Source organism: Planococcus sp. APC 3900, from assembly GCF_030407735.1.
Classification (GTDB): Bacteria; Bacillota; Bacilli; order Bacillales_A; family Planococcaceae; genus Planococcus; species Planococcus notacanthi.
This window is the reverse complement of the sequence record NZ_JASDCT010000001.1, coordinates 698,068-718,791: the sequence shown is the minus strand read 5'-3', so window position 1 is coordinate 718,791 and position 20,724 is coordinate 698,068. Positions and strand designations below refer to the sequence as shown.

The window sequence follows — 20,724 nt, the reverse complement described above, 5'->3', positions numbered from 1 at the left end:
TTTCAGGTAATATGGTTGTTTTTTCTAACAATCAACTAGTCCATATGTTTTCAATAACTTTAAAAGAACATAAAAAAACCGCCTGAAGTGGGCGGTTAGTCACTTATTTTAAAGCATTTTCCAGATCTTCAATCAAATCTTCCACATCTTCTATCCCGACTGAAATGCGCACAAGCCCTTCGACAATGCCCAGTTCTGCACGGCGTTCGATAGGAATGGAAGCATGGGTCATTTGGGCCGGTACAGAAATCAAGCTTTCAACAGCTCCTAAGCTTTCAGCTAAGGTAAAGTATTTCAGTTTGGCCAATAATTCTCCAGCTTTCTCTCTGCTGCCTACATCAAATGAAATCATACCGCCAAATCCGTTAGCCTGCTTCTGCATCAAATCACATCCCGGATGGCTTTCAAGTCCTGGGTAAATGACTTTGCCGACCGCTTCATGCGCTTCCAGGAATTCAGCAATTTTCTGTGCATTCGAATTGGCTTCTTCCATGCGCAAGCCCAATGTTTTCAACCCGCGAATCAGCAGCCATGAATCCTGCGGCCCTAAAATAGCGCCGATGGAGTTTTGCACAAAATGCACTTGTTCCGCAAGTTCCGCTGAATTGACGACTACCAGTCCTGCTACAACATCACTGTGGCCACCGATGTATTTCGTCGCGCTATGCACAACAATATCAGCGCCCAGCGAAATCGGATTCTGCAAATAAGGCGTCATGAAGGTGTTATCGACAATCGTCAACAAGCCCTTCGATTTCGCAAAGGCTGAGACAGCTTCAATATCCGTCACTTTCAATAGTGGATTGGTTGGTGTTTCAATAAAAATCGCTTTCGTATTTTCTTTGACCGCCGCTTCCACTTCTTCCAAATTCCCCGTATCAACAAATGTGAACTCCAAACCAAAACGGTTCAGCACTTTATTGATGACGCGGTAAGTTCCGCCGTAGACATCATCTGTCAGAACGACGTGGTCTCCCGCAGAAAACAGCATCATGACAGACGAAATGGCAGCCATTCCTGAACCGAATGCAAAGCCGGCGTGGCCGAACTCAACATCTGCAATCAACTCTTCGAGCGCGTGGCGTGTCGGGTTTCCTGTACGTGAATATTCGTAGCCTTTGAATTTACCGACAGCTTCCTGCTTGTAGGTGCTGACCTGATAAATTGGTGTAGATACGGCGCCTGTCGCTTCATCGCCGACAATGCCCCCATGGATTAATCTTGTTTTCGGTTTCATTCCTGATCCTCCTTAAAAGTTCGGCCATAAATATCCTGGCTCATATAGCGTTCACTCGAGTCCGCAAACACGGTGACAATATGGCTTCCCGGTTTGGCAGCTTCCGCTTCCCGCAACGCTGCCACATAAGCGGCGCCGGAGGAACTTCCGACTAATAAACCCTCGTTTTTCGCCAATTCCCGGACTGCCATGAATGCTTCTTTATCCGTGATTGTGTAGATCGCTTCGAAATAACGGTCATCCATGTAATCCGGCAAAAATTCCATGCCGATGCCTTCAGTCAAATGTGGTCCGGATGGTCCGCCATTCAAAATCGAGCCTTCAGGTTCCACTATTACTGTTTTAATGGCTTGTTTTTTTGATTTCAAGTAACGCGCAGTCCCCATGAATGTGCCACCGGACCCTGCTCCCGCAATAAAGACATCGATTTCTCCATTAAGCGCTTCCCAGACTTCGGGTCCAAGCGTTCGTACATAGGTTTCGGGATTTGCCGGATTGGAAAATTGGGAAGGGGAAAATGCCCCTTCTGCTTCCACCAATTCCTTGGCTTTTTCGATGGCGCCTTTGATGCCTTTTTCAGTCGGCGTGTTGATGACTTCTGCGCCTAAGGCACGCATCAACCCTTGTTTTTCCTGGCTGAATTTCTCAGGCACCACAAACTTCACGCGGTAGCCCTTGCCGATGGCTGCGATAGCCAGGCCGATGCCGGTATTGCCGGCCGTCGGCTCGATCATCGTGCCACCCGGTTTCAACACTCCGCGCTTTTCTGCATCTTCAATCAATGAAACACCCAATCGGTCTTTGACGCTGCCGCCGGGATTGAAATATTCCAGTTTGGCAAAGATGCGGCAGCCGTTCGGAATTTTGCTGTGTGTCAGTTCCAGCAACGGCGTATTGCCGATCAATTGCTGAATTTCAGTTACATAGTTCATCGTAATTCTCCTTAGATCGCTTCATCCGCGAAGACTTGGCTCCATTGGTCTTTTTTCGCCAGCATTTCACGCGCCAGTTCTTTAGCGCCTTCTAAGCTATGGCTTGCAGCCCATCCGCATTGCACTTCGTTGCATGCCGGCACTTCGTCCGCTTCAATGACATCTTTCAAGGTGTTTTCCAAAATGCGCAGAATATCTTCGAAATCGTCATGGTTGATAACCGATAGGTAATAACCTGTCTGGCAGCCCATTGGCCCAATATCCACAATGCTATCCGAATGGTTGCGGCTGTGTTCAGCCATCATGTGCTCAAGGGAATGAAGCGCAGGCATATCCATATGCTCTTTGTTCGGCTGTTTAAAACGGATATCGTATTTGCGGATCGTATCGCCTTTTGCGCCGGTTTTTTCTCCTGCCAAACGCACATATGGCGCCACTACTTTTGTATGGTCCAAGTTAAAGCTTTCAACATTCATTTTTTTCATTCCAATCGCTCCCTATTTCTTATTTTTTAGTTGCGTCAATCAAGTATACGTAATTGTTCATCTTCGACAATTCCACCGTAAACCCTGCATCCGTAATCAGTTTTTCCATCACAGGAACCGTTGTGTAATATTCACGGTTCAAGTCCTCTACTAGATTAGCATGACCTCTTGCTTGTTCAAATGCAATTATTTCCTTTTTGGCTGCTTCTGAAGCAAAAAGCGTGTCTGCAAAAACCACTTTGCCGCCCGCCGGCAATTGCTCGGCGTATAGTTGAAAAGCCTGTGCTTTTTCTGTATCCGTCAAATGATGGAATGCGTATGAGCTGACAAAGCTTTGTGGTTTGATTGCTGTTTCGAACTCCAAAAAATCACCGTCCATGACAGTCAATTCTTTCATCTTTTCCGCAACTAATTCACGCATCGCCTGATTTGGTTCGATTCCGACCACTTCCAAGCCACGGCTTAAAAGTTTTTCCGTCAAGTTGCCGGTGCCGACACCGAATTCTATAACCGAACCAATCGCTGCATCAGCCACTGCCTGCAAGATTTCGTTATATTTCATGAATACATCTTTGTATTCCTCATCTTTTCCACTTACTGAATCATCATAGGTATGAACCCATTCATCAAAAATTCCCACAAACTCGCGTCCCATTGTTCAAGCCCCTTTTCTTATATTCAATAAAACCAATAGAGTTACTCGGCTTTATTTATAACATATTGGCAGAAAGGATTCAACTAATGACAATGGTCATGAGATTTGGGTTTTAGCATAGTAGAGCAAGAGACTGAGCACGTACCCGATCTCTGGCTTTACTTAGCTTTTAGGCCATTCATTTAAACCTTAAGGACTGGCGGAATGTCTTCTTTTTTACCGATGAGCGTCACCAGCAGTTTTTCAAATTGCGGCAAGGATACTTGGACAATTCTGCCCGTCAGCAACGCGACCGCGATAGTGCCGATGCCAACCGGTCCGCCGAGCATCCAACCAAGCAACGCCACCCCGACTTCGATCCCTGCCCGAACGACGCTGATGCTGAGCCCGGTCTTTTCAACGAGCATCATCATCAAGCTGTCCCGCGGTCCCGCTCCGATTTTCGGCGACACGTAGAGGCCGACGCCATAGCCTGACACGACGATTCCGGCTGACAAAATCAAAATTTGCCCGACCAGCGTATGGATGTCCGGAATCAGGAAATTGAAAATGTCGATAAAGACACCGATCAGCAACATATTCAAAAAAGTGCCGATCTGTGGTACTTTCCGTGTGAAGATAGCGGTACTGGCAATCAGCGCAAATCCAGCGATCACCGACCACGTGCCGATGGTCAACCCGAAGTTCAGATACAGGCCGACATGCAGCACATCCCATGGCCCGATGCCCAGCTTGCTGCCTTTGATGGTCATGGTAAACCCAAGTGCGAGAACAATCAATCCGACAATAAAAAACAGCCAACGGTAAAACAGCGAACGCTTCATCCAAATCCTTCTTTCTTTTATTATGATATGAAAAATCCACCCATTCAAAACGAATGGATGGAAGCTTCATTGACCTGGAGCTGTCAATTCCGCAAAGTGGCCTTTTGTCGCAGCGGCCAGTTCCGCAGGAGCCAGTTTCAACTGCATGCCGATTTTACCGGCAGAGACAATCATTTCAGGCAATTGCTCCGCTTCAACTGACACGAAAGTCGGATAGGGCTTTTTCATCCCGACAGGCGAACAGCCGCCTCGAATATAGCCGGTGAGTGCAAGAATATCCTTCACCGGTGCCATCTCAATTTTCTTTTCGCCGGCCGCTTTGGCCGCTTTTTTCAAGTCCAGTTCTGCCGCAACCGGAATAACAAACACATATGGCTGCTTGGAGGCACCAATGGCCACCAAAGTTTTATAGACGAGTTCTGCCGAATGGCCAATTTTGGCAGCGACAGAAACGCCGTCCACTTTGCCGTCTTCGGCACTGTAATGAAGCAGTTCATAGTGGATCTTTTCTTTGTCCAGCATACGGGCTGCATTGGTTTTTGCAATTTTTTTAGCCATGGCGTTTTCTCCTTATCTGAAAACTTGTTTCTTCACAGCATACCATCATCAGCAGCGGGATTCTATTCGGTTTGGCCCAATAATTTTTTCAGTGCATCAGCCATCGCCGTATTTTGCGGCGCTTCTTCCTGCTGATTCAAGTATTTATTGACATCTTTCTTATTGGCTTTGGACTGGCCGGATTTTTTGCGTTTTTCAAAGGCTGACAGCTTCTCGCGATGTCCGCATTTGCAGACGAAAATCTTGCCGTCTCCTTCACCTTGCATCTCTAACTTTTTGTGGCAGTTTGGGCAGCGCGCATTGGTCTGCATTGCCACTTGCTTTTTGTAGCCGCAGTCGCGGTCCTGACAGACATTCATTTTGCCGCGCTTGCCATTCACTTCAAGAAGCGGTTTGCCGCAATCCGGGCACATTTTGCCGGTGATGTTGTCGTGCTTGAACTTTTTGTCGCTCTTCTTGATATCCGATACGGATTTTTCAGCGAAGACGATCATTTCTTTAATGAATTCTTCTTTTTTCAATTGGCCTTTGGCGATCTTGGTCAATTGTTGTTCCCAGTCCGCTGTCAGCTTGGGCGACTTCAAGTCTTCCGGCACAAGTTCCAGCAACTGGCGGCCTTTTGATGTGATCGTCAGGTCTTTGCCTTTTTTCTCAATTAGGAAAGTATTGAACAATTTATCGATGACGTCGGCACGCGTTGCAACCGTACCCAGTCCACCGGTTTCGCCGAGCGTCTGGATCAATTCTTTCGACTCGCCGCTCATGAACTGCGCCGGATTTTCCATAGCGCCAAGAAGCGTCCCTTCATTGAAGAAAGCGGGCGGCTTGGTTTTTCCTTCCGTCAGCGCGATGCCTTTGATCGCCAGCTTCTGTCCGTTTTCAAACGGCGGCAGCGTGGTATCGTTGTCGTCATCGTCATCTTTGTAGATGCGTTTCCAGCCTTCATTGCGGATCGTATTGCCTTTTGCCTGGAACGTTTCCCCGCCGGCAGTCAGTTTGACGGTCGTCTGGTCGTATTCGTACTGCGGGTAAAATACCGCCAGGAAGCGCTTGACGATCATGTCGTATAATTTAATCTCTTTATCGGAAAGATCATGCAGCGGCGGCGTTTCTTCCGTCGGGATGATGGCGTGGTGATCGGAAACTTTGGCATCGTCGATCACGCCTTTTTGCGGCGCTACCGGATTTTTCAAGATCATCGCGGCCAGGCTGCGGTATGGACCCATCTGTACCGCTTTGACACGGTCTTTCAGCGTATCGCGCATGTCACTCGTCAAATGCTTCGAGTCGGTCCGCGGATACGTCACGATTTTGTAGCGTTCGTACAGATTCTGCAGCGTGTTGAGCGTCTCTTTCGCCGACCAGCTATAGCGTTTGTATGCTTCTTTCTGCAGTTCGGTCAAGTCGAATAAAGGCGGTGCCGGCTGGCGTTTCGGCGTAATCTTGATATCCGTCACAGTGCCTTCGTGGGTGTTCTGGAGTTTATTGAACAAGCGGTCGATTTTGTCCTTGTCGAAGGATTGCGTCGAGTTGCCGTCCGTCCAGGTGAATGCCGCTTTGTCGGTAATCGCCTGCATGCCGTAATACGGCTTCGGCTGGAAATTGCGGATCTGCTTTTCGCGTTCGGCGATCATCGCCAGCGTCGGTGTCTGCACGCGGCCAGTTGACAATTGCGCATTGTATTTGACGGTCAGCGCGCGCGTCGCGTTGATGCCGACTACCCAGTCCGCTTCCGCACGTGCAACAGCTGCTGCATAGAGATTTTCGTAAGCCTTGCCGTCTTTCAAGTTGTTGAAGCCGTCTTTAATGGCTTTATCGGTAACGGACGAAATCCACAGGCGCTTCACCGGCTTGCGCGTATTGGTCTTCTCCAGAATCCAACGCGCCACAAGCTCGCCTTCGCGTCCAGCATCTGTCGCGATGATGACATCTTTGACATCGCCGCGCTGCAGCTGGGATTTGACCGCGTTAAACTGCTTCATTGACTGTTTGATCGGCACCAGCTTGAACGGCTTTGGAATGATCGGCAAAGTATCCATTTTCCATTCCTTGAAGTCGTTGTCGTATTGCTCCGGCTGCGCATGCGTCACCAGATGGCCAAGTGCCCACGTGACGATATATTGCTTGCCTTCCAAATATCCATTGCCTTTTTGTTCGCATCCGAGAACACGCGCAATATCACGCGCCACGGATGGCTTTTCTGCTAAAACTACTGATTTCATTTAAATTCACCCTCATTTCTGATGTGATTATTGTAACATTTTCTGTTGAAGCTGGCTTTTGGGAGGGGTTTTTGTCGGTTGGAAAGTATTTAGCTTCCAATGGAAAGTAAACTCATTTTATTGGAAAGTATTTATAGCCTTTTGGAAAGTATTTTGACCCAAACAGAAAGCATTTCCAAATAACTTCCAGAATCCTTGAAACAGTATTGCTATCCCTAAGAATTTACGCTATATTGGAGCAGATTTATAAAAAAGGAGAGGATAAATTGATTTTTAAAGATCGAAACAAACCGCAAGAAATCTTCCAGCTCGAAAGCCTGCTCCAGCGCATATCACCCGTCCATCCCCAAGCTCCCTACTGGACCGAAAAACTCCGCCGCATCACTGCCGGTTACCACGGCGAATTGCGCGTCGACTCCCTTTGGCACGAAATCGATCTCCCTTTGCCGCATTACTTCATCCACGACTTATTCATCCAAAAAGAGAAGTCTTCCCATCAGATTGACAGCGTCCTCATCACCAGCCGTTTCATATTGGCATTGGAAATCAAAAGCATTTCCGGCCTGCTCAACTTCGATCCCCAACTGAGGCAATTTTCCCGTACCAATAAAGACGGCAGCATCGACGGCATGAAAAACCCGGATGACCAATTGCGCCGCCACGAAAAATGGCTGGAACAGTTTTTATTCCAGCAGCGGGTAAAGTTGCCTGTCATCGGCGTCATCGTCTTCACTTATCCTTCATCGGTCGTTCAATCGCGAGCCGGAAACCGTTTGATGGTCCAGGCTTCCGGCCTCCCCCACCTAATGGATCGATTGTTGGAAAAACATCCGCAAGAAATCTTATCAAAGAAGAAAACAGAATTAATCGCCCATAAATTGTTGGAGCTTCATTCTTCAAAACCTTCAGCACCTCTGGGTCTTTCGAATTCACTTTTGAAAGGTATATTCTGTCCTGATTGCTCGGACCGCTTACTGAGTTACCGCCGGGGGAAGTGGCGCTGCGAAACGTGCGCCCATGGTGACCCGGTCGCTCATCTTGAAGCATTGTTGCAATACCGGACACTGGCCAATACGACGATCAGCAATCGGGAATTCCGGGAGTTTACTGGACTTCACTCCACTACCACCGCCTCCAAGCTATTAAAATCAACGAATATGCCCTTTGCAGGAAGTTATAAAGATCGAATATATGCTATTCCTGAACTTTTTGAAGGCATGGAAAGTATTTAGAGTTTATTAGAAAGTATTCAATCATTTACGGAAAGTATTTGCTCCTAAACAGAAAGTATTTGACTCTTAATAGAAAGTAAGCTCTTTTAATGGAATAAAACAAATCATTTCTTCAAACAAAATCCAAAATGACACCAAAAAAACCTCCCACACAGGGAGGTTTCTTCCTTCAATCAATGATTATCCAACGTTTCCTTCGACAGGTGCTTGCTCATCTCCGCATATTGCACGAATACGCGCGCCAGTTCGCGCAGGCGGTTGTGGACGTCGTCGTTGGTGATGGTGTTGGTGTCGTCAAAATGGCTGCTGTGGGTGTAGACGTAGTTGGGCGTCACCAGGCAGCGGAAGTAATCGAGAATCGGCTTGAGCTGGTTTTCGATGACCAAGTGATGCTGGTAAGTGCCGCCGTTCGCCACAATCGATACCGGCTTGTAGCGCATGGTGCGCGGATGCAGCATGTCGAATGTATTCTTCAGGACACCTGGAATCGAACCCTGGAAAATCGGCGAGGCAATGATATAGCCGTCGGCTTCTTCAAAGCGGCGGACAATTTCCTGCATGCTGTCATTGTATTCACCAAGTGGACGGCCATCGACAAACTGATGGTCGTAATCGGCCAGCTTCAATATCGTTAATTCCATTTCAGGAGCGAATTCCTTGATGTAAGTCTGCACCTGTTCCAGAATGGCACCGGTTTTTCGTCCAAGAATCGTTCCGTCTACTAATAAAACTTTCATAATTCTATGTCCTCCTCAAAATGCGTAAGTAACGAATCGGTTGTATGTGTGTAAATCCACGTTATTGCAACTAAATCCGCAGCAACCCGTTTGTTCCAATCATAACAAACCCCGTTTCACATTACGCATCGAAAAGCTTACATATGGATGATTTCATTCTTTAGACTGAGTCGCAATTTTAACCCGTTTGTTTTCCAAACGTTCTTGCGTGCGGTCCGATTGGCGTGCAGGAGAAGTAAAGCTGACAACTACATCCCCAGCTTTTGGTTCAAGTTTATTGCTGCCCTCAAAGAACTCAATTTTCCCTTGGGACCTTTGAATAAAGAGCGGGATCATCTCATCTGACCATTTTCCTTTGAAGTCCTCGAAGCTGAATTGATCCGTCAATTGCGTCTTGCGCATCGTATAGCCTTCTTCGGTCTTCGCCTCCAGTTCATGGATATTCCATTGTTCTGCGAATAACGTCCGCCCGCTCAAGGAAACATGAAAGTCAGACGGATCCCCAATATGGATCGCTGTCTGGTAAAGGTTCGTACGACCCAGTTCCGGAACGAAATTATTGACGACAAGAGAGTTGTAGGAATCGGTCTCTGTAGCAACAATCATCGTCTCGTAAGGCGTTAACTCCACTTCATAATCCGTATGCTCCGACAGGATTTCACCAGCATATGTCTTCAATCCAGCTTGGCGCGCCCCTTGCAGGCGACCCCAGGAAGGATCCACAATCAGTACGTTTTTATTGAAATCTGCCAGTGCTTCACCAAGCTTTGTGGCAAACCGGCTGGCTCCCACAATGATGACACCTGGGTCATCCGCTGTTGCCAACCCAAGCTTTTTGCCAAGCCAGCTGATAGTAAAGCCGTGTACGATAACGGTCGAAAAGACCAGCGCAAAAGTCAGCGCCGTCAGCAGTTCCGCATCCGCAAAGCCGGCATCCAGCAAAACGCCCGCAAAATAACCGGAAACCGTCAAAGCCACGATGCCGCGCGGCGCAATCCAGCCGACCAAGGTTTTTTCCTGAATCGTCAAATCGGTGCCGATCGTCGATAGCCAAATCGACAAAGGCCGGACGACAAACAGCGTCGCCAGGACGAATGAAACAATCTGCCAATTGAAGATGCCGATCAGGACTTCAAGGCTTAAAGACGCAGTCAGCATCACAAAAATACTGGAAATCAGCAAGACGGAAATATTTTCTTTGAAATGGCGCATATCATTGATCGAAGCGATGTTCATATTGGCCATCATCATGCCCATTGCCGTTACAGCCAGTAGTCCCGTTTCATGCATAATCAAATCCGACACGACAAAAGTCAGCAGCACCATGCCAAAAACCATCGGCGCCTTCAGAAATTCCGGAACCTGCCCTTTCTCGAACATCATCCCCATCAGCCACCCTGCTCCTGCGCCAAGTGCGGCTGCAAAAAGGGATGCCAGGAAAAACAGGCCAAAGGCGGCCGCTGTTTCGTCACCATTGGCAAACAATACAAACTGGAATGCAAATAAAGCCAGCAACGCCCCGAAAGGATCGACAACGATGCCTTCCCATTTCAGGATGGCTGCCGGGCGTGATTTTAACTTTGCTTGCCGCAATAGCGGCAGGATAACGGTGGGCCCGGTTACGATAAACAGCCCGCCGATAACAAATGCCACTGCCCACGATAAACCGGCGATGTAATGCGCAGCCAGGGACCCGGCGATCCAGGCAATGAATGCGCCCAGTGTGACGATCCGTAAAATCGGCTTGCTGAAGGTACGGATTTCCTTGAAATTCAAGTTCAAACTCCCTTCAAACAAGATGATTGCCACTGCCAATGAAATAAAAGGGTTGAACAACTCGCCGAAACTTTCAGCAGGATGGATGATTTCGAAAATCGGACCGACAAGGAGGCCGGCAATCGACATCAGTACAATTGCAGGAAGCTGAAGACGCCACGCAATCCATTGGGAAAGCACTCCCAAAAATATAATGAGCATTAAATCGAATAATAAGGTGTCGATGGCAAATCACTTCCTTTGGTTCTTTTTTGGAATTATACAGGTTTTATATTGTGAATGAAAATCGTAATAGATTCAAATTTTGTGTTTTTGTGTTACAATGATAGAAAAATAAGGGTGATTTTGTGAACAAACAGGAATTGGAATACGCGATTGCTGAGCTCAAGATGGATTATGTCCGCCACCAAGGCGATATCGAAAAGCTGGAAACGACTGGACATGCCGGAATGGTTGAGAAAGCGGAATTGCGTTTGGAAAAAATGGAACAACAACTTGCGGAATTAAACCAAAAACTCGCGGATCTGTAACCGCGATTTTTTTTATGATAATGGAGGAATTTATTAAATGAGTTTATTGACAGTAGAAAATTTAAGCCACACTTTCGGTGACCGGACCCTTTTCAACGATGTATCTTTCCGATTGGTAGAAGGCGAGCATGTCGGATTGGTTGGAGCGAACGGCGTCGGAAAATCGACGATGATGAATATTTTAACGGGCAAAATCATCCACGATGATGGCCGCGTTGAATGGCAGCCACGGACGCATTACGGATATTTGGATCAGCACACGCAACTGCAGCCTGGCCGTTCAATCCGCGAAACCCTTCAGGATGCATTCCTGCCTCTTTATAAAAAAGAAGCGGAATTGAACGATATCGCCATGCAAATGGGCGATGCCGATCCTGAACGGCTCGAAGAATTGCTTGAGCAAATGGCGGAAGCGCAAGACGCTTTGGACGCTGGAGATTTTTACACGCTGGACGGCAAAGTGGAAGAGATTGCACGCGGTTTAGGCCTTGATGCCATCGGCCTTGACCGTAATGTAGAAGCCTTATCTGGCGGACAGCGCACAAAATTGTTGTTGGCGAAGCTGCTTCTTGAAAAGCCGAAAGTATTGCTTTTGGATGAGCCGACCAACTATCTAGATGAAGAGCATATTCAATGGCTCGTCAACTACCTGAAAAACTATCCGCATGCGTTCCTATTGATTTCGCATGATACGGAATTCATGAGCAGCGTCACCAGCGTTATTTTCCACTTGGAATTTTCACGTCTGACGCGTTACACAGCCACTTACGAAAAATTCATCGAACTTGCTGAATTGAGCAAGCAGCAGCATTTGGATGCTTATGAAAGACAAGAAGACATGATCAAGAAAACCGAGACGTTCATTGCGAAAAACAAAGCGCGCGCGTCGACAACCGGCCGTGCCAAGTCCCGCCAGAAACAATTGGATCGCATGGACCGCATCGACAAGCCGGAAATTGCCGCAAAACCGCAATTTGCTTTCAAAGAAACACGCAGCCCGAGCCGTTACGTAGTTGAAGCGGAAGCCCTTTCCATCGGTTACGATAAACCGCTTCTGCCGCCGTTGACGTTTATGATTGAGCGCGGCGAAAAAATCGCGCTTGTCGGCATGAACGGTGTCGGGAAATCGACGTTGTTGAAAACGATGCTCGGCAAAATCAAACCGTTGGACGGCGATGTACTTCGCGGTGAATACTTGACGCCAAGCTATTTCGAACAGGAAGTCAAAGCGCCGACGCATACGCCGCTTGACGAAATCTGGGCTGCTTATCCAAGCATGGACCAAGGCCAGGTTCGCGGTGCCCTTGCCCGTACCGGATTGAAGAACGAACACATTTCCCGTCCGATGACACAGCTGAGCGGTGGCGAACAAGCCAAAGTCCGTCTGTGCAAATTGATGATGGAAGAAAGCAACTGGCTCATTTTCGATGAACCGACCAACCACTTGGACATCGACGCCAAAGCAGAATTGAAACGCGCTATGCAGGCCTATAAAGGCACCATCGTTCTGGTAAGCCACGAACCTGATTTCTACGAAGGACTGGCTACGAAAGTCTGGAATGTCGAAGAATGGATTTCAGCCGGCAAACCCGTGCAATCGTAAAGTACCGCTTAATCGAATAAAAACAAAAACGCCTCTTCTGTTTTTCAGAAGAGGCGTTTTTTTAATAGGTCGTTAATTTGAACAATCTTTGGAAGCCGTAGATTCCGCGTTGCCAGAAAGTGAAATCGTTTTGGTATTCATCGGTTTCCAGCGTGTAAAGAGCGTCTTCGTTATTCCATAAGCGATCAAAATACGCCTCCATGTCCTGGGTCATTTCACTGTCGTTTGGAGCCACAATCCGGATATTGCTTTCCAGGTTGTAGTCATTGAATGCCCGCTCCGTGTAATTGGTCGAGCCTCCTGAGACAATGGTTTCCTTGTCGGTTTGGATCATGATCGATTTAGTATGGAACTGCCCGACCACAGCGTTGTACCAGCGGACTTGCAGATGCTCATCTGATTCCGCCAACATCTCATGGACCACCGGCCGGTTCGGCAAACCGGTCTTTTCGGTTCCAAAGGCATTTTCATTGGCATCAAGAATCAAACGGACATCCACTCCGCGATTGGCAGCTTCTGATAAGGCGTCCACCACACTGCTTTCTGCAATGTAAAACATCGCCAAACGGATGGCATCCCCTTTTGCCGTCTTTTCAATATCGGAAAGCAGGGCATCGAGCACTTTGCGTTCGGTCAGGTATTGCACCTGGTAGTCCCCTTGTTGTTCAGCTACTTCTACTCTAGGCAAATCGGGCCCTCCCGATAAACGGGATACGGCTTCTTCAGCCTCCAGGATGTCATTCACTACTGGGCCGCTGACTTTGAAGGCCATATTGCCGTGCAAACCGCTGGCATTGTGAGGATTCGCTGAACTGATCAACGCTTCTTTTTCCGTAATCACCGCTTTTCGGTGATTGGCTTTAATGTTCATCATTTTCAAGTAGGAAGATACCGTTAAATCAGGTGCATCACTCGACATGCCATTCGGAACCCAGCCTCGGCCTCCTGCATCAAACCATTGAAAAATCACGCGGTAGAATCCGGAGTAAAGCGGCGTGGAGTCTCGCAGCTTGTCCAGATCCGTAGTGATGACTTCGACTCCCTCATCTTCCAGCGTACCCAAAAACTGATTTTCATAGGAACCATAGCCATAATTCAATGGATCGGTAATGAAATAAATCGGCATATCGGGATTTTCAGCTTTTTTATCCAATAAATGATCTGTTAAGGTTTCCGCTACTGCGGGAAAATCCATGTCCTGGTCATTGTAATTGTCAAAGAGAAAGAGATCGATGACGATGAATTCTTCTGCCTGATCGATCATGTCGTTTATTTCATTGAAGATCCGCAGTTCGCTTTCTGTTTTTGTACCTTCTTTATCTTGTGCATAGGATAAATCATAGATCATTTCCACCTCTTCGGCCGCATGGAGGTCGCCTGCGACTGAAATTCCCTCAGGCAATGGCTTGAAAGTATGCCAAACAATGACCGTAATATACAGGAATGCCAAAATGCCGACGCTGCCCATGGTAATTCGCCGCCTTTTGCTCCAATCCTGAAACTTTCTCTTTTTCATGAATCTTCCTCCTCGTGGTTCTATTATACCTGCTCCAGAGAAAAATTCTTTTAATATTTTCCATAAAAAAAACAACCGAAAATTCGGTTGTTTCAGGTAAATTAAATTGCCACTACGTATTCACGTGTCCGATCGTCTTCCATCAGCATGTCCTTCAGGCGTTGCTTGCCTCGGAACAAACGGGATTTCACTGTGCCGATTGACACTTTCATCGCATCGGCAATTTCAATCAGTGAGTATTGGTGGACATAGAAATAAAGAATGGTCGTGCGGTAGATCGCATCCAGCTCGGCAATCTTATGGCGGATCATCACAGAGACATCCTGTTTTTCCAATAATTCAGAGACACCTGTTGAATCTGAAGGAATCAAGTCAAGCAAGGAAACATCCAAGCCTTCCGGCTGCTGGATCAGATGCTTGCTTCGCCGTACATTTTTGCGGTAACGATCACGGAACGTATTCATACAGATTGTCGTCAACCACGCCTTTACATGATCCACTTCAGCAATCGAAGATTCGTAGCGTACAACTTTTAACCAAACTTCCTGCATCAAATCTTCCGCTTCGGCTTTATTGCGTGTCAGCTTCAAGCATAAATGATAAATATAGCGATTGTATTCTGTGTATAACGTTTCCATGATCGTGCCCCCGTCCGTTCTGCTTGTCCAGCGAAGTGATTTTCGCTTTCTCTTATAACCTTATAATGACGGAAGTCCATCTTTCACTCTATCGCTTCTGCTTTCATTTTCCTTACAAAGGTGTAATAAAGGGAACTTTTTCAAAATCCAGTTGTTAAAAAGGAAAAACCCCTGTCCAAGGACAGGAGTTTTCTATGCTAGCGCTTCTTCTTTATCTGTTTTTGTAATGGTTAAGCGTACGATACGGTTACGGTCCATCTCGTTGATTTCCACGTGAAGATTTTCATACGAGAACTCTTCACCTTCGTCCGGAACATGTCCCAATTGCTGCATGACGAAACCGGCAATGGTGTCATGGTCATTCGGCACTTCCACTTTGAACATGTCGTTGACATCTTCAATTTCCAAGCGGCCGTGGCAAGACAAAGTCGTGTCGGTCATTTCAAAGACCAGTTCGTCGTCTTCTTCATCTGTTTCATCTTCAATATCCTGGCCGATCATTTCTTCAATAATGTCTTCATGGGTGACAATACCAAGGGTGCCGCCGTATTCATCCAAAATGACAGCCATGTGCTTTTTCTTCGCCATCATCATTTTAAAGACTTTTTCAACGCTGACCGATTGAACCACGAACAATGGATTATCGTCCATCAGCTCTTCTAGCGTTAAATTCGGATTCATCGACCATTCGATCAGTTTCTTCGAATAGAACAAGCCTACAACATTGTCCATGCTGTCTTCATAGACTGGATAACGGGTATACGAAGAATCCAGGATCAGGTCGCGAACCTCTTCATAAGTGGAATCGATGGCAATCCCTACCGTATCGGTTCTGTGGGTGGACATGACATCCGAAACGTCTTTATGCGGGAAATCCAAAACGCCTTTAATGCGTTCGGATTCATCCTCTTCGAACGTCCCTTCAGTTGAAGCGATGTCGACCATCGTCCGCAACTCTTCTTTGGTCATGGTCGCTTCTTTAACTGTTCCTTTGGAGATGATGCGAATGAAGATATTGGTGAACTGTGCAAGCAGCCATGTTAACGGCGTCAAAAGAACGACCAAAAAGCTGATGACCGGGAATACAATATAAGCCACTTTGTCAGCAAAAGTCGCCGCGATGGTTTTCGGCAGCACTTCACCGAAAATAATCAAGATCACCGTTAAAATAGCTGTTGCAAGTCCAACTTCCCATCCTCTTGTAATGGCAATCGTCGTCACCAATGTAGGCAGCATAATATTCGCTATGTTATTACCGATTAAAATTGTTGTAATCATTCGGTCCGGCTTCGCAATTAACTTCTGCAGTTTCTGAGACTTGACGTCACCCTGCTCGGCGCGAAGATGGACCTTCATCCTATTTACTGCCGTTAATGCCGTTTCGCTTCCCGATAAGAAGAACGACATGAATAGAAAGATACCTAAAGCTATAAACAATTTCATTTCCTCCAGTGTCAAAAACACAAAATTTTACGAACTCTTTCCGTATTAAACACTATACCATAGCTAATTTCCACTTGTCGAAAACCAAAACCTGGTATGTTATAATTTTTTCATAGTTAAATCCAATGAAGCGAGGGATCCTGATGAACGCTCAAGCAGTTGATCAATACTTTAAAGATAACCGTGAAACACATCTGGAAGAATTAAAAACGTTCTTGCGCATCCCTTCCGTCAGCTCTTTATCCGAACACAAAGCCGATATGCGCAAAGGCGCCGAATGGCTGATTTCCGCAATGGAAAGCGCTGGACTGGAAAATGCAAAAATCGATGAGACCGACGGACATCCTGTGGTGTATGCCGACTGGCTACACGCAGCAGGCAAACCGACCGTACTGGTATATGGCCATTATGATGTACAACCGGTCGATCCGCTTCACCTGTGGGAATCCGCACCTTTTGAACCGCAAGTCCGTGACAACAAACTTTATGCGCGCGGCGCAAGCGATGACAAAGGCCAAGTATTCATGCACCTGAAAGCTGTTGAAGCATTATTGCAATTGAACGGTGAATTGCCGGTCAACGTCAAATTCATCATTGAAGGCGAAGAGGAAATCGGCAGCCCAAGCCTTCCGAAATACGTGGAAGAAAACCAGGAATTATTGAAATCCGATATTATTGTCATTTCGGATACCGGTATGCAAGGGCCAGGACGCCCGGCTGTTTGCTATGGCTTGCGCGGTCTTGCCGGCATCCAAATTGATGTCAAAGGGCCAAAAGGCGATCTCCATTCCGGACTATACGGCGGCGCGGTACAGAATCCGCTTCATGCCATCGTGGAGATCCTTCAATCGTTCCGCGACCAGGAAGGATTGATTCAAGTAGAAGGGTTTTACGACGACGTACTCGAAGTTTCCGACAAAGAACGGGAAGAGTTTGCGGCGCTTGAGTTTGACCTGGAACACGAGAAACAGGAAATCGGCATTTCAGAGGATTTTGGCGAGAAAGGCTATTCCTTCGTCGAACGTACATGGATTCGTCCGACTCTTGAAGTCAACGGCATTACAGGCGGTTTCTCAGGCGAAGGCATCAAAACCGTGCTGCCTGCAGAAGCCAGCACAAAAATCACTTGCCGTCTGGTACCAAACCAGGACCCTGATGATATCGTCGCAAAATTGAAAGCACATGTTGAATCCCATAAGCCTAAAGGGGTAACCGTCGAGATTTCTGAGTTCGACAAAGGCAAACCATTCCTAACGCCTTATGACCATCCTGCCATTCAGGCAGCCGGCCGCTCTTATGAAAAAGTATATGGCGTACCGACCGCTTTCACACGCATGGGCGGATCCATTCCAATCGTTGCCGCTTTTGATGAAATTCTTGGCCTGCCCGTGGTTTTGATGGGCTTCGGTCTTGCATCTGAAAATTTCCATGCACCCAATGAACATTTCCATCTTGAAAACTTCGATAAAGGGCTTCGTGTCATCAGCGATTACCTATACCAAGTTGCAGAGCTGGACTGATTTTCCCATAAAGGCCTTCCCAGCGTATCGGGAAGGCCTTTCTACTCTGCTTTTATTTTGAAATTGGAGGTCCCGCTTATGATCGTATACTGGCTACTTTCCTATATTATCGGCAATTTCCTGACAGCCTGGTGGATCGGCAAATGGAAAAGCGTTGATTTGCGCCAGCAGCGCAGCGGCAATCTCGGCGCCAGAAATGCTGGTGCTATCCTCGGCAAAACCGCCTTTGTCCTGACTTTTCTTGGCGATGCCGGTAAAGGTGCCCTCGTTGTCTGGATCGGCTTCTTCTACCATTTTTCCATTTGGGAAATTGCTGTGGCTGGCCTCGCCGTTGTCCTGGGCCACTTATTCCCTTTCTGGCTCAAGTACCGCGGGGGGAAAGGAATCGCCGCTTTCATCGGTGTCACATTTTGTCTAACACCAGATTTATTTTTGGCGATGTTCATATTGTTCCTGGCATTTTTTCCTTGGCTTAAAAGTGCGACTTTGTCGATGCTTGCCAGCTTTGCCGGGTTTATCGCAATGGCCGTAATCCTCCATGTCTGGTTAGTCATTTGGCCATTGATTGGAGCCATAATTATTATTGTGATTAAACATAAAACCGATATCGAGGAATCGTTCAATGGGCGTTTCCGCTCTTCTTCTCTATAGGAACTTCTGCTTTTACAGCTATTGCTACCGCAGAAATATTATCCGTGTTATAGTTTTTGTATTCGAACTATTCTAACAGAAAAGGGAGTTTTTTTATGAAGAAACCGATTGCATGGGTAATGGATACAACCGGGTTTGTCACCGAAGAATTTAAAGCTCATCCGGATGTCTATATTGTGCCGTTGAATATTCATTTTGGCACAGAGGAATTTATTGATGATGGCGTGGATTTGACGAACGATGAACTTTACCGGCGCATAAAAGAATCAACCGAATTCCCTAAGACCTCACAGCCTGCTGCAGGAAAATTTGCAGAGCTCTATGACCGATTGAAAGAAGAATATGAATGCGCCATCGCCGTGCATGCATCGGCGAAGCTCAGCGGAACTATCGCATCTTCCACTGCCGGTGCCGAGATGAGTGAATTCAAGGTCTACGCCATTGACTCTCTGGCGCTGTCTTACGGTTTATCTGGGTTGATTGAACGCGGGCTCAAACTCCAGGAACAAGGAGTTGAGGCAGAAGAAATCGCCCAACACCTGGAAAAAGAAACCGCTAATTTCCGCAATTACATTCTGATCGGCAATTTGACACAGCTTTACAAAGGCGGCCGCATGAGTGGCGCCCAGTACTATATCGGCAGCCTGCTGCAGATTAAACCGATTGTCCAGCTCACTTCCGATGGCGAACTTCAGCCGATCGATAAAGTTCGTTCACATAAAAAAGCGATTCAGTATTTGATCAACCACGCCAAAAAAGATTACGATGAGCACGGTGTGCGGCGTTTCCAGATCATGCACGGCCATGTTGTGAAAGAAGCCCAAAACCTGAAACAGGTCTTGCTTCAGGAAATGCCGGAAGCTGAAATTTTAATCGGCGATTTAAGTTCTTCTCTTGCTGTCCATGCCGGGGAAGGAACATTGGCATTTCAATGGCGACGGGAAGTTTCGTAAAGCTTCTCCGTGACTAATGACACATAGTCCATAAGAATTTTCAGACTTTTCGTCTAAACTGACCGTTCTTGGACGGCTATTCCATCTCTATTCTGCTACAATAAGAGGAGAAGATTGATGGTGAGGTGGATTTAATGCAACATGTTGAACGAGAGCTTACTGAGTACGTAAAACTTTGTGATGCAAGAGGCCAATTAAATCCAAAAGCCATTGGTTATGCCAAGCAGCCTTTGGTGGAAAGCAATTTAAGCGGAAATTTCATGCGTAAGAAAAAATGGAATTATTGGTGTGTATTCGGGGATGAAATCCTGTTTTCAGCCACTATTTCCCATTTGGATTACGCGACTGTCTGCTTTGTGTATTTCCTTAATTACGAAACCCAGCGCTTTTATGAAAAAACAGTCGTGCTTCCTTTTACACGTCACGTGAAGTTGTCTGAAAATGCTTTGGATCCCTGTTATTTCCGGAGCGATACCATGACGATTGAATCCATATACAGCCAGGATGCGACCCATTTAACAGTCAGCGTCAAGGATTTTGATGGAGAAGACTTGGAAGCGATCCTGGTCATTTCTCATCCTAAAGAATACGAATCCTTGAATGTTGTTGTCCCATGGAATCGCCAAACTTTCCAGTTCACTGGGAAGCATACGTCACTGCCAGTCAATGGCATGGTGAAAATCGGCAGCCAACGGTTTGAGTTTGAAAAACTCGACAGTTTTGCGGTATTGGATTATGGCCGTGGGGTTTGGCCTCGGGAATCTCTTTGGAATTGGGGTATGGCTTCCCAACGCTCACTCGGGAAAGTGATTGGCTTGAATTTAGGCGGAAAATGGACTGATGGGACTGGAATGACGGAAAACGCTTTTTTCGTCAATGGCAAAATGACGAAGATCCATGAAGACATTTTGTTTCATTACGACAAAGAAGATTACAAGAAACCCTGGCTGATCCATACCAAATTTTCTGATGATGTCCAACTGACGTTCTCTCCATTTTTTGAACGCGTCTCCAAAACCGATGTACGCCTCGTCAAATCGGAAGTCCATCAACTAATCGGCTATTATAATGGTTATGTCCGTTATTCCGATGGCAAAAAACTGAAAATCACCCGGCTTCTCGGTTCCATCGAGGAGCATTACGCTAAATGGTAAAAAGAAAAGACGAATTGGAGAAACATCCAATTCGTCTTTTTTCGCCTTCTTTAGTGGC

The 20,724-nt window shown here is 46.8% G+C and carries 19 protein-coding genes; 7 read left to right on the top strand and 12 right to left on the bottom strand.

What is annotated here, in order from left to right; translation table 11 throughout:
- Positions 1–103: 103 nt before the first annotated feature.
- The 7 genes from QMA04_RS03585 to QMA04_RS03555 all read right to left on the bottom strand — a co-directional run bounded on the left by QMA04_RS03585 (position 104) and on the right by QMA04_RS03555 (position 6,913).
- A complete protein-coding gene (locus tag QMA04_RS03585) occupies positions 104–1,237 on the bottom strand; it encodes a bifunctional cystathionine gamma-lyase/homocysteine desulfhydrase (protein ID WP_290183976.1) in 1,134 nt (377 codons plus the stop codon).
- The gene (locus QMA04_RS03580) at positions 1,234–2,169 is read right to left on the bottom strand and encodes a PLP-dependent cysteine synthase family protein (protein ID WP_290183975.1); all 936 of its coding nucleotides are present in this window, start codon (positions 2,167–2,169) and stop codon (positions 1,234–1,236) included. Before QMA04_RS03580 ends, QMA04_RS03585 begins: the two co-directional genes overlap by 4 nt.
- Before the next feature lie 11 nt (positions 2,170–2,180).
- Positions 2,181–2,654 (bottom strand): S-ribosylhomocysteine lyase, encoded by a 474-nt coding sequence (locus tag QMA04_RS03575; RefSeq protein ID WP_191713489.1) that lies wholly within the window; start codon positions 2,652–2,654, stop codon positions 2,181–2,183.
- A gap of 19 nt (positions 2,655–2,673) precedes the next feature.
- Positions 2,674–3,309, bottom strand: a complete 636-nt coding sequence (locus tag QMA04_RS03570) for a class I SAM-dependent DNA methyltransferase (protein ID WP_290183974.1) — start codon at positions 3,307–3,309, stop codon at positions 2,674–2,676.
- A 182-nt stretch (positions 3,310–3,491) separates the two neighbouring features.
- Complete coding sequence (locus QMA04_RS03565; protein WP_290183973.1) at positions 3,492–4,133, bottom strand: YczE/YyaS/YitT family protein; 642 nt, start codon at positions 4,131–4,133, stop codon at positions 3,492–3,494.
- 66 nt (positions 4,134–4,199) lie between these two features.
- Entirely contained in the window at positions 4,200–4,691 is a 492-nt protein-coding gene (ybaK, locus tag QMA04_RS03560; RefSeq protein ID WP_191713486.1) for a Cys-tRNA(Pro) deacylase, read from the bottom strand.
- 62 nt (positions 4,692–4,753) lie between these two features.
- Positions 4,754–6,913, bottom strand: coding sequence for a DNA topoisomerase III (locus QMA04_RS03555; protein WP_290183972.1), 2,160 nt, complete (start codon positions 6,911–6,913; stop codon positions 4,754–4,756).
- 266 nt (positions 6,914–7,179) lie between these two features.
- Between QMA04_RS03555 and QMA04_RS03550 the strand changes: the two genes are divergently transcribed.
- The gene (locus QMA04_RS03550; protein ID WP_290183971.1) at positions 7,180–8,145 is read left to right on the top strand and encodes a nuclease-related domain-containing protein; all 966 of its coding nucleotides are present in this window, start codon (positions 7,180–7,182) and stop codon (positions 8,143–8,145) included.
- A 173-nt stretch (positions 8,146–8,318) separates the two neighbouring features.
- Here QMA04_RS03550 and QMA04_RS03545 read toward each other — a convergent pair whose 3' ends face one another.
- Together QMA04_RS03545 and QMA04_RS03540 are read right to left on the bottom strand one after the other, a co-directional pair.
- Complete coding sequence (locus QMA04_RS03545) at positions 8,319–8,882, bottom strand: NADPH-dependent FMN reductase (protein ID WP_191713483.1); 564 nt, start codon at positions 8,880–8,882, stop codon at positions 8,319–8,321.
- A gap of 153 nt (positions 8,883–9,035) precedes the next feature.
- Positions 9,036–10,859, bottom strand: a complete 1,824-nt coding sequence (locus QMA04_RS03540; protein ID WP_290183970.1) for a cation:proton antiporter — start codon at positions 10,857–10,859, stop codon at positions 9,036–9,038.
- A 146-nt stretch (positions 10,860–11,005) separates the two neighbouring features.
- On the opposite strand from QMA04_RS03540, the gene QMA04_RS03535 reads away from it, so the two are divergent.
- Entirely contained in the window at positions 11,006–11,188 is a 183-nt protein-coding gene (locus QMA04_RS03535) for an SE1832 family protein (protein WP_203339013.1), read from the top strand.
- A gap of 37 nt (positions 11,189–11,225) precedes the next feature.
- Positions 11,226–12,791: an ABC-F family ATP-binding cassette domain-containing protein gene (locus QMA04_RS03530; protein WP_191713480.1), complete on the top strand. Its 1,566-nt coding sequence runs from the start codon at positions 11,226–11,228 to the stop codon at positions 12,789–12,791.
- Positions 12,792–12,852: 61 nt separating this feature from the next.
- Here the strand turns inward: QMA04_RS03530 and QMA04_RS03525 are convergent, their stop codons facing one another.
- The 3 genes from QMA04_RS03525 to QMA04_RS03515 all read right to left on the bottom strand — a co-directional run bounded on the left by QMA04_RS03525 (position 12,853) and on the right by QMA04_RS03515 (position 16,382).
- A complete protein-coding gene (locus tag QMA04_RS03525; RefSeq protein WP_290183969.1) occupies positions 12,853–14,307 on the bottom strand; it encodes a phospholipase D family protein in 1,455 nt (484 codons plus the stop codon).
- Positions 14,308–14,408: 101 nt separating this feature from the next.
- A complete protein-coding gene (locus tag QMA04_RS03520) occupies positions 14,409–14,945 on the bottom strand; it encodes an RNA polymerase sigma factor (RefSeq protein WP_290183968.1) in 537 nt (178 codons plus the stop codon).
- Positions 14,946–15,137: 192 nt separating this feature from the next.
- Positions 15,138–16,382 (bottom strand): CNNM domain-containing protein, encoded by a 1,245-nt coding sequence (locus tag QMA04_RS03515; protein WP_290183967.1) that lies wholly within the window; start codon positions 16,380–16,382, stop codon positions 15,138–15,140.
- A 149-nt stretch (positions 16,383–16,531) separates the two neighbouring features.
- Here QMA04_RS03515 and QMA04_RS03510 point away from each other — a divergent pair, with 149 nt between their 5' ends.
- The 4 genes from QMA04_RS03510 (at position 16,532) to QMA04_RS03495 (ending at position 20,666) form a co-directional block, all read left to right on the top strand.
- Positions 16,532–17,908 (top strand): dipeptidase, encoded by a 1,377-nt coding sequence (locus QMA04_RS03510; RefSeq protein WP_404825513.1) that lies wholly within the window; start codon positions 16,532–16,534, stop codon positions 17,906–17,908.
- Between the two features lie 78 nt (positions 17,909–17,986).
- On the top strand, positions 17,987–18,559 hold the full coding sequence (locus tag QMA04_RS03505; protein ID WP_290183966.1) for a glycerol-3-phosphate acyltransferase: 573 nt from the start codon (positions 17,987–17,989) through the stop codon (positions 18,557–18,559).
- Positions 18,560–18,654: 95 nt separating this feature from the next.
- A complete protein-coding gene (locus QMA04_RS03500; protein ID WP_290183965.1) occupies positions 18,655–19,512 on the top strand; it encodes a DegV family protein in 858 nt (285 codons plus the stop codon).
- 134 nt (positions 19,513–19,646) lie between these two features.
- Complete coding sequence (locus tag QMA04_RS03495; RefSeq protein WP_290183964.1) at positions 19,647–20,666, top strand: DUF2804 domain-containing protein; 1,020 nt, start codon at positions 19,647–19,649, stop codon at positions 20,664–20,666.
- The last annotated feature ends 58 nt before the right edge of the window (positions 20,667–20,724 follow it).

Excerpts from the sequence above, each read along its gene's own strand:
- QMA04_RS03585 (WP_290183976.1), bottom strand. The coding sequence starts at position 1,237 with ATGAAACCGAAAACAAGATTAATCCATGGGGGCATTGTCGGCGATGAA.
- QMA04_RS03580 (WP_290183975.1), bottom strand. The coding sequence starts at position 2,169 with ATGAACTATGTAACTGAAATTCAGCAATTGATCGGCAATACGCCGTTG.
- QMA04_RS03575 (WP_191713489.1), bottom strand. The coding sequence starts at position 2,654 with ATGAAAAAAATGAATGTTGAAAGCTTTAACTTGGACCATACAAAAGTA.
- QMA04_RS03570 (WP_290183974.1), bottom strand. The coding sequence starts at position 3,309 with ATGGGACGCGAGTTTGTGGGAATTTTTGATGAATGGGTTCATACCTAT.
- QMA04_RS03565 (WP_290183973.1), bottom strand. The coding sequence starts at position 4,133 with ATGAAGCGTTCGCTGTTTTACCGTTGGCTGTTTTTTATTGTCGGATTG.
- ybaK (WP_191713486.1), bottom strand. The coding sequence starts at position 4,691 with ATGGCTAAAAAAATTGCAAAAACCAATGCAGCCCGTATGCTGGACAAA.
- QMA04_RS03555 (WP_290183972.1), bottom strand. The coding sequence starts at position 6,913 with ATGAAATCAGTAGTTTTAGCAGAAAAGCCATCCGTGGCGCGTGATATT.
- QMA04_RS03545 (WP_191713483.1), bottom strand. The coding sequence starts at position 8,882 with ATGAAAGTTTTATTAGTAGACGGAACGATTCTTGGACGAAAAACCGGT.
- QMA04_RS03540 (WP_290183970.1), bottom strand. The coding sequence starts at position 10,859 with ATGCTCATTATATTTTTGGGAGTGCTTTCCCAATGGATTGCGTGGCGT.
- QMA04_RS03530 (WP_191713480.1), top strand. The coding sequence starts at position 11,226 with ATGAGTTTATTGACAGTAGAAAATTTAAGCCACACTTTCGGTGACCGG.
- QMA04_RS03525 (WP_290183969.1), bottom strand. The coding sequence starts at position 14,307 with ATGAAAAAGAGAAAGTTTCAGGATTGGAGCAAAAGGCGGCGAATTACC.
- QMA04_RS03520 (WP_290183968.1), bottom strand. The coding sequence starts at position 14,945 with ATGGAAACGTTATACACAGAATACAATCGCTATATTTATCATTTATGC.
- QMA04_RS03510 (WP_404825513.1), top strand. The coding sequence starts at position 16,532 with ATGAACGCTCAAGCAGTTGATCAATACTTTAAAGATAACCGTGAAACA.
- QMA04_RS03505 (WP_290183966.1), top strand. The coding sequence starts at position 17,987 with ATGATCGTATACTGGCTACTTTCCTATATTATCGGCAATTTCCTGACA.
- QMA04_RS03500 (WP_290183965.1), top strand. The coding sequence starts at position 18,655 with ATGAAGAAACCGATTGCATGGGTAATGGATACAACCGGGTTTGTCACC.
- QMA04_RS03495 (WP_290183964.1), top strand. The coding sequence starts at position 19,647 with ATGCAACATGTTGAACGAGAGCTTACTGAGTACGTAAAACTTTGTGAT.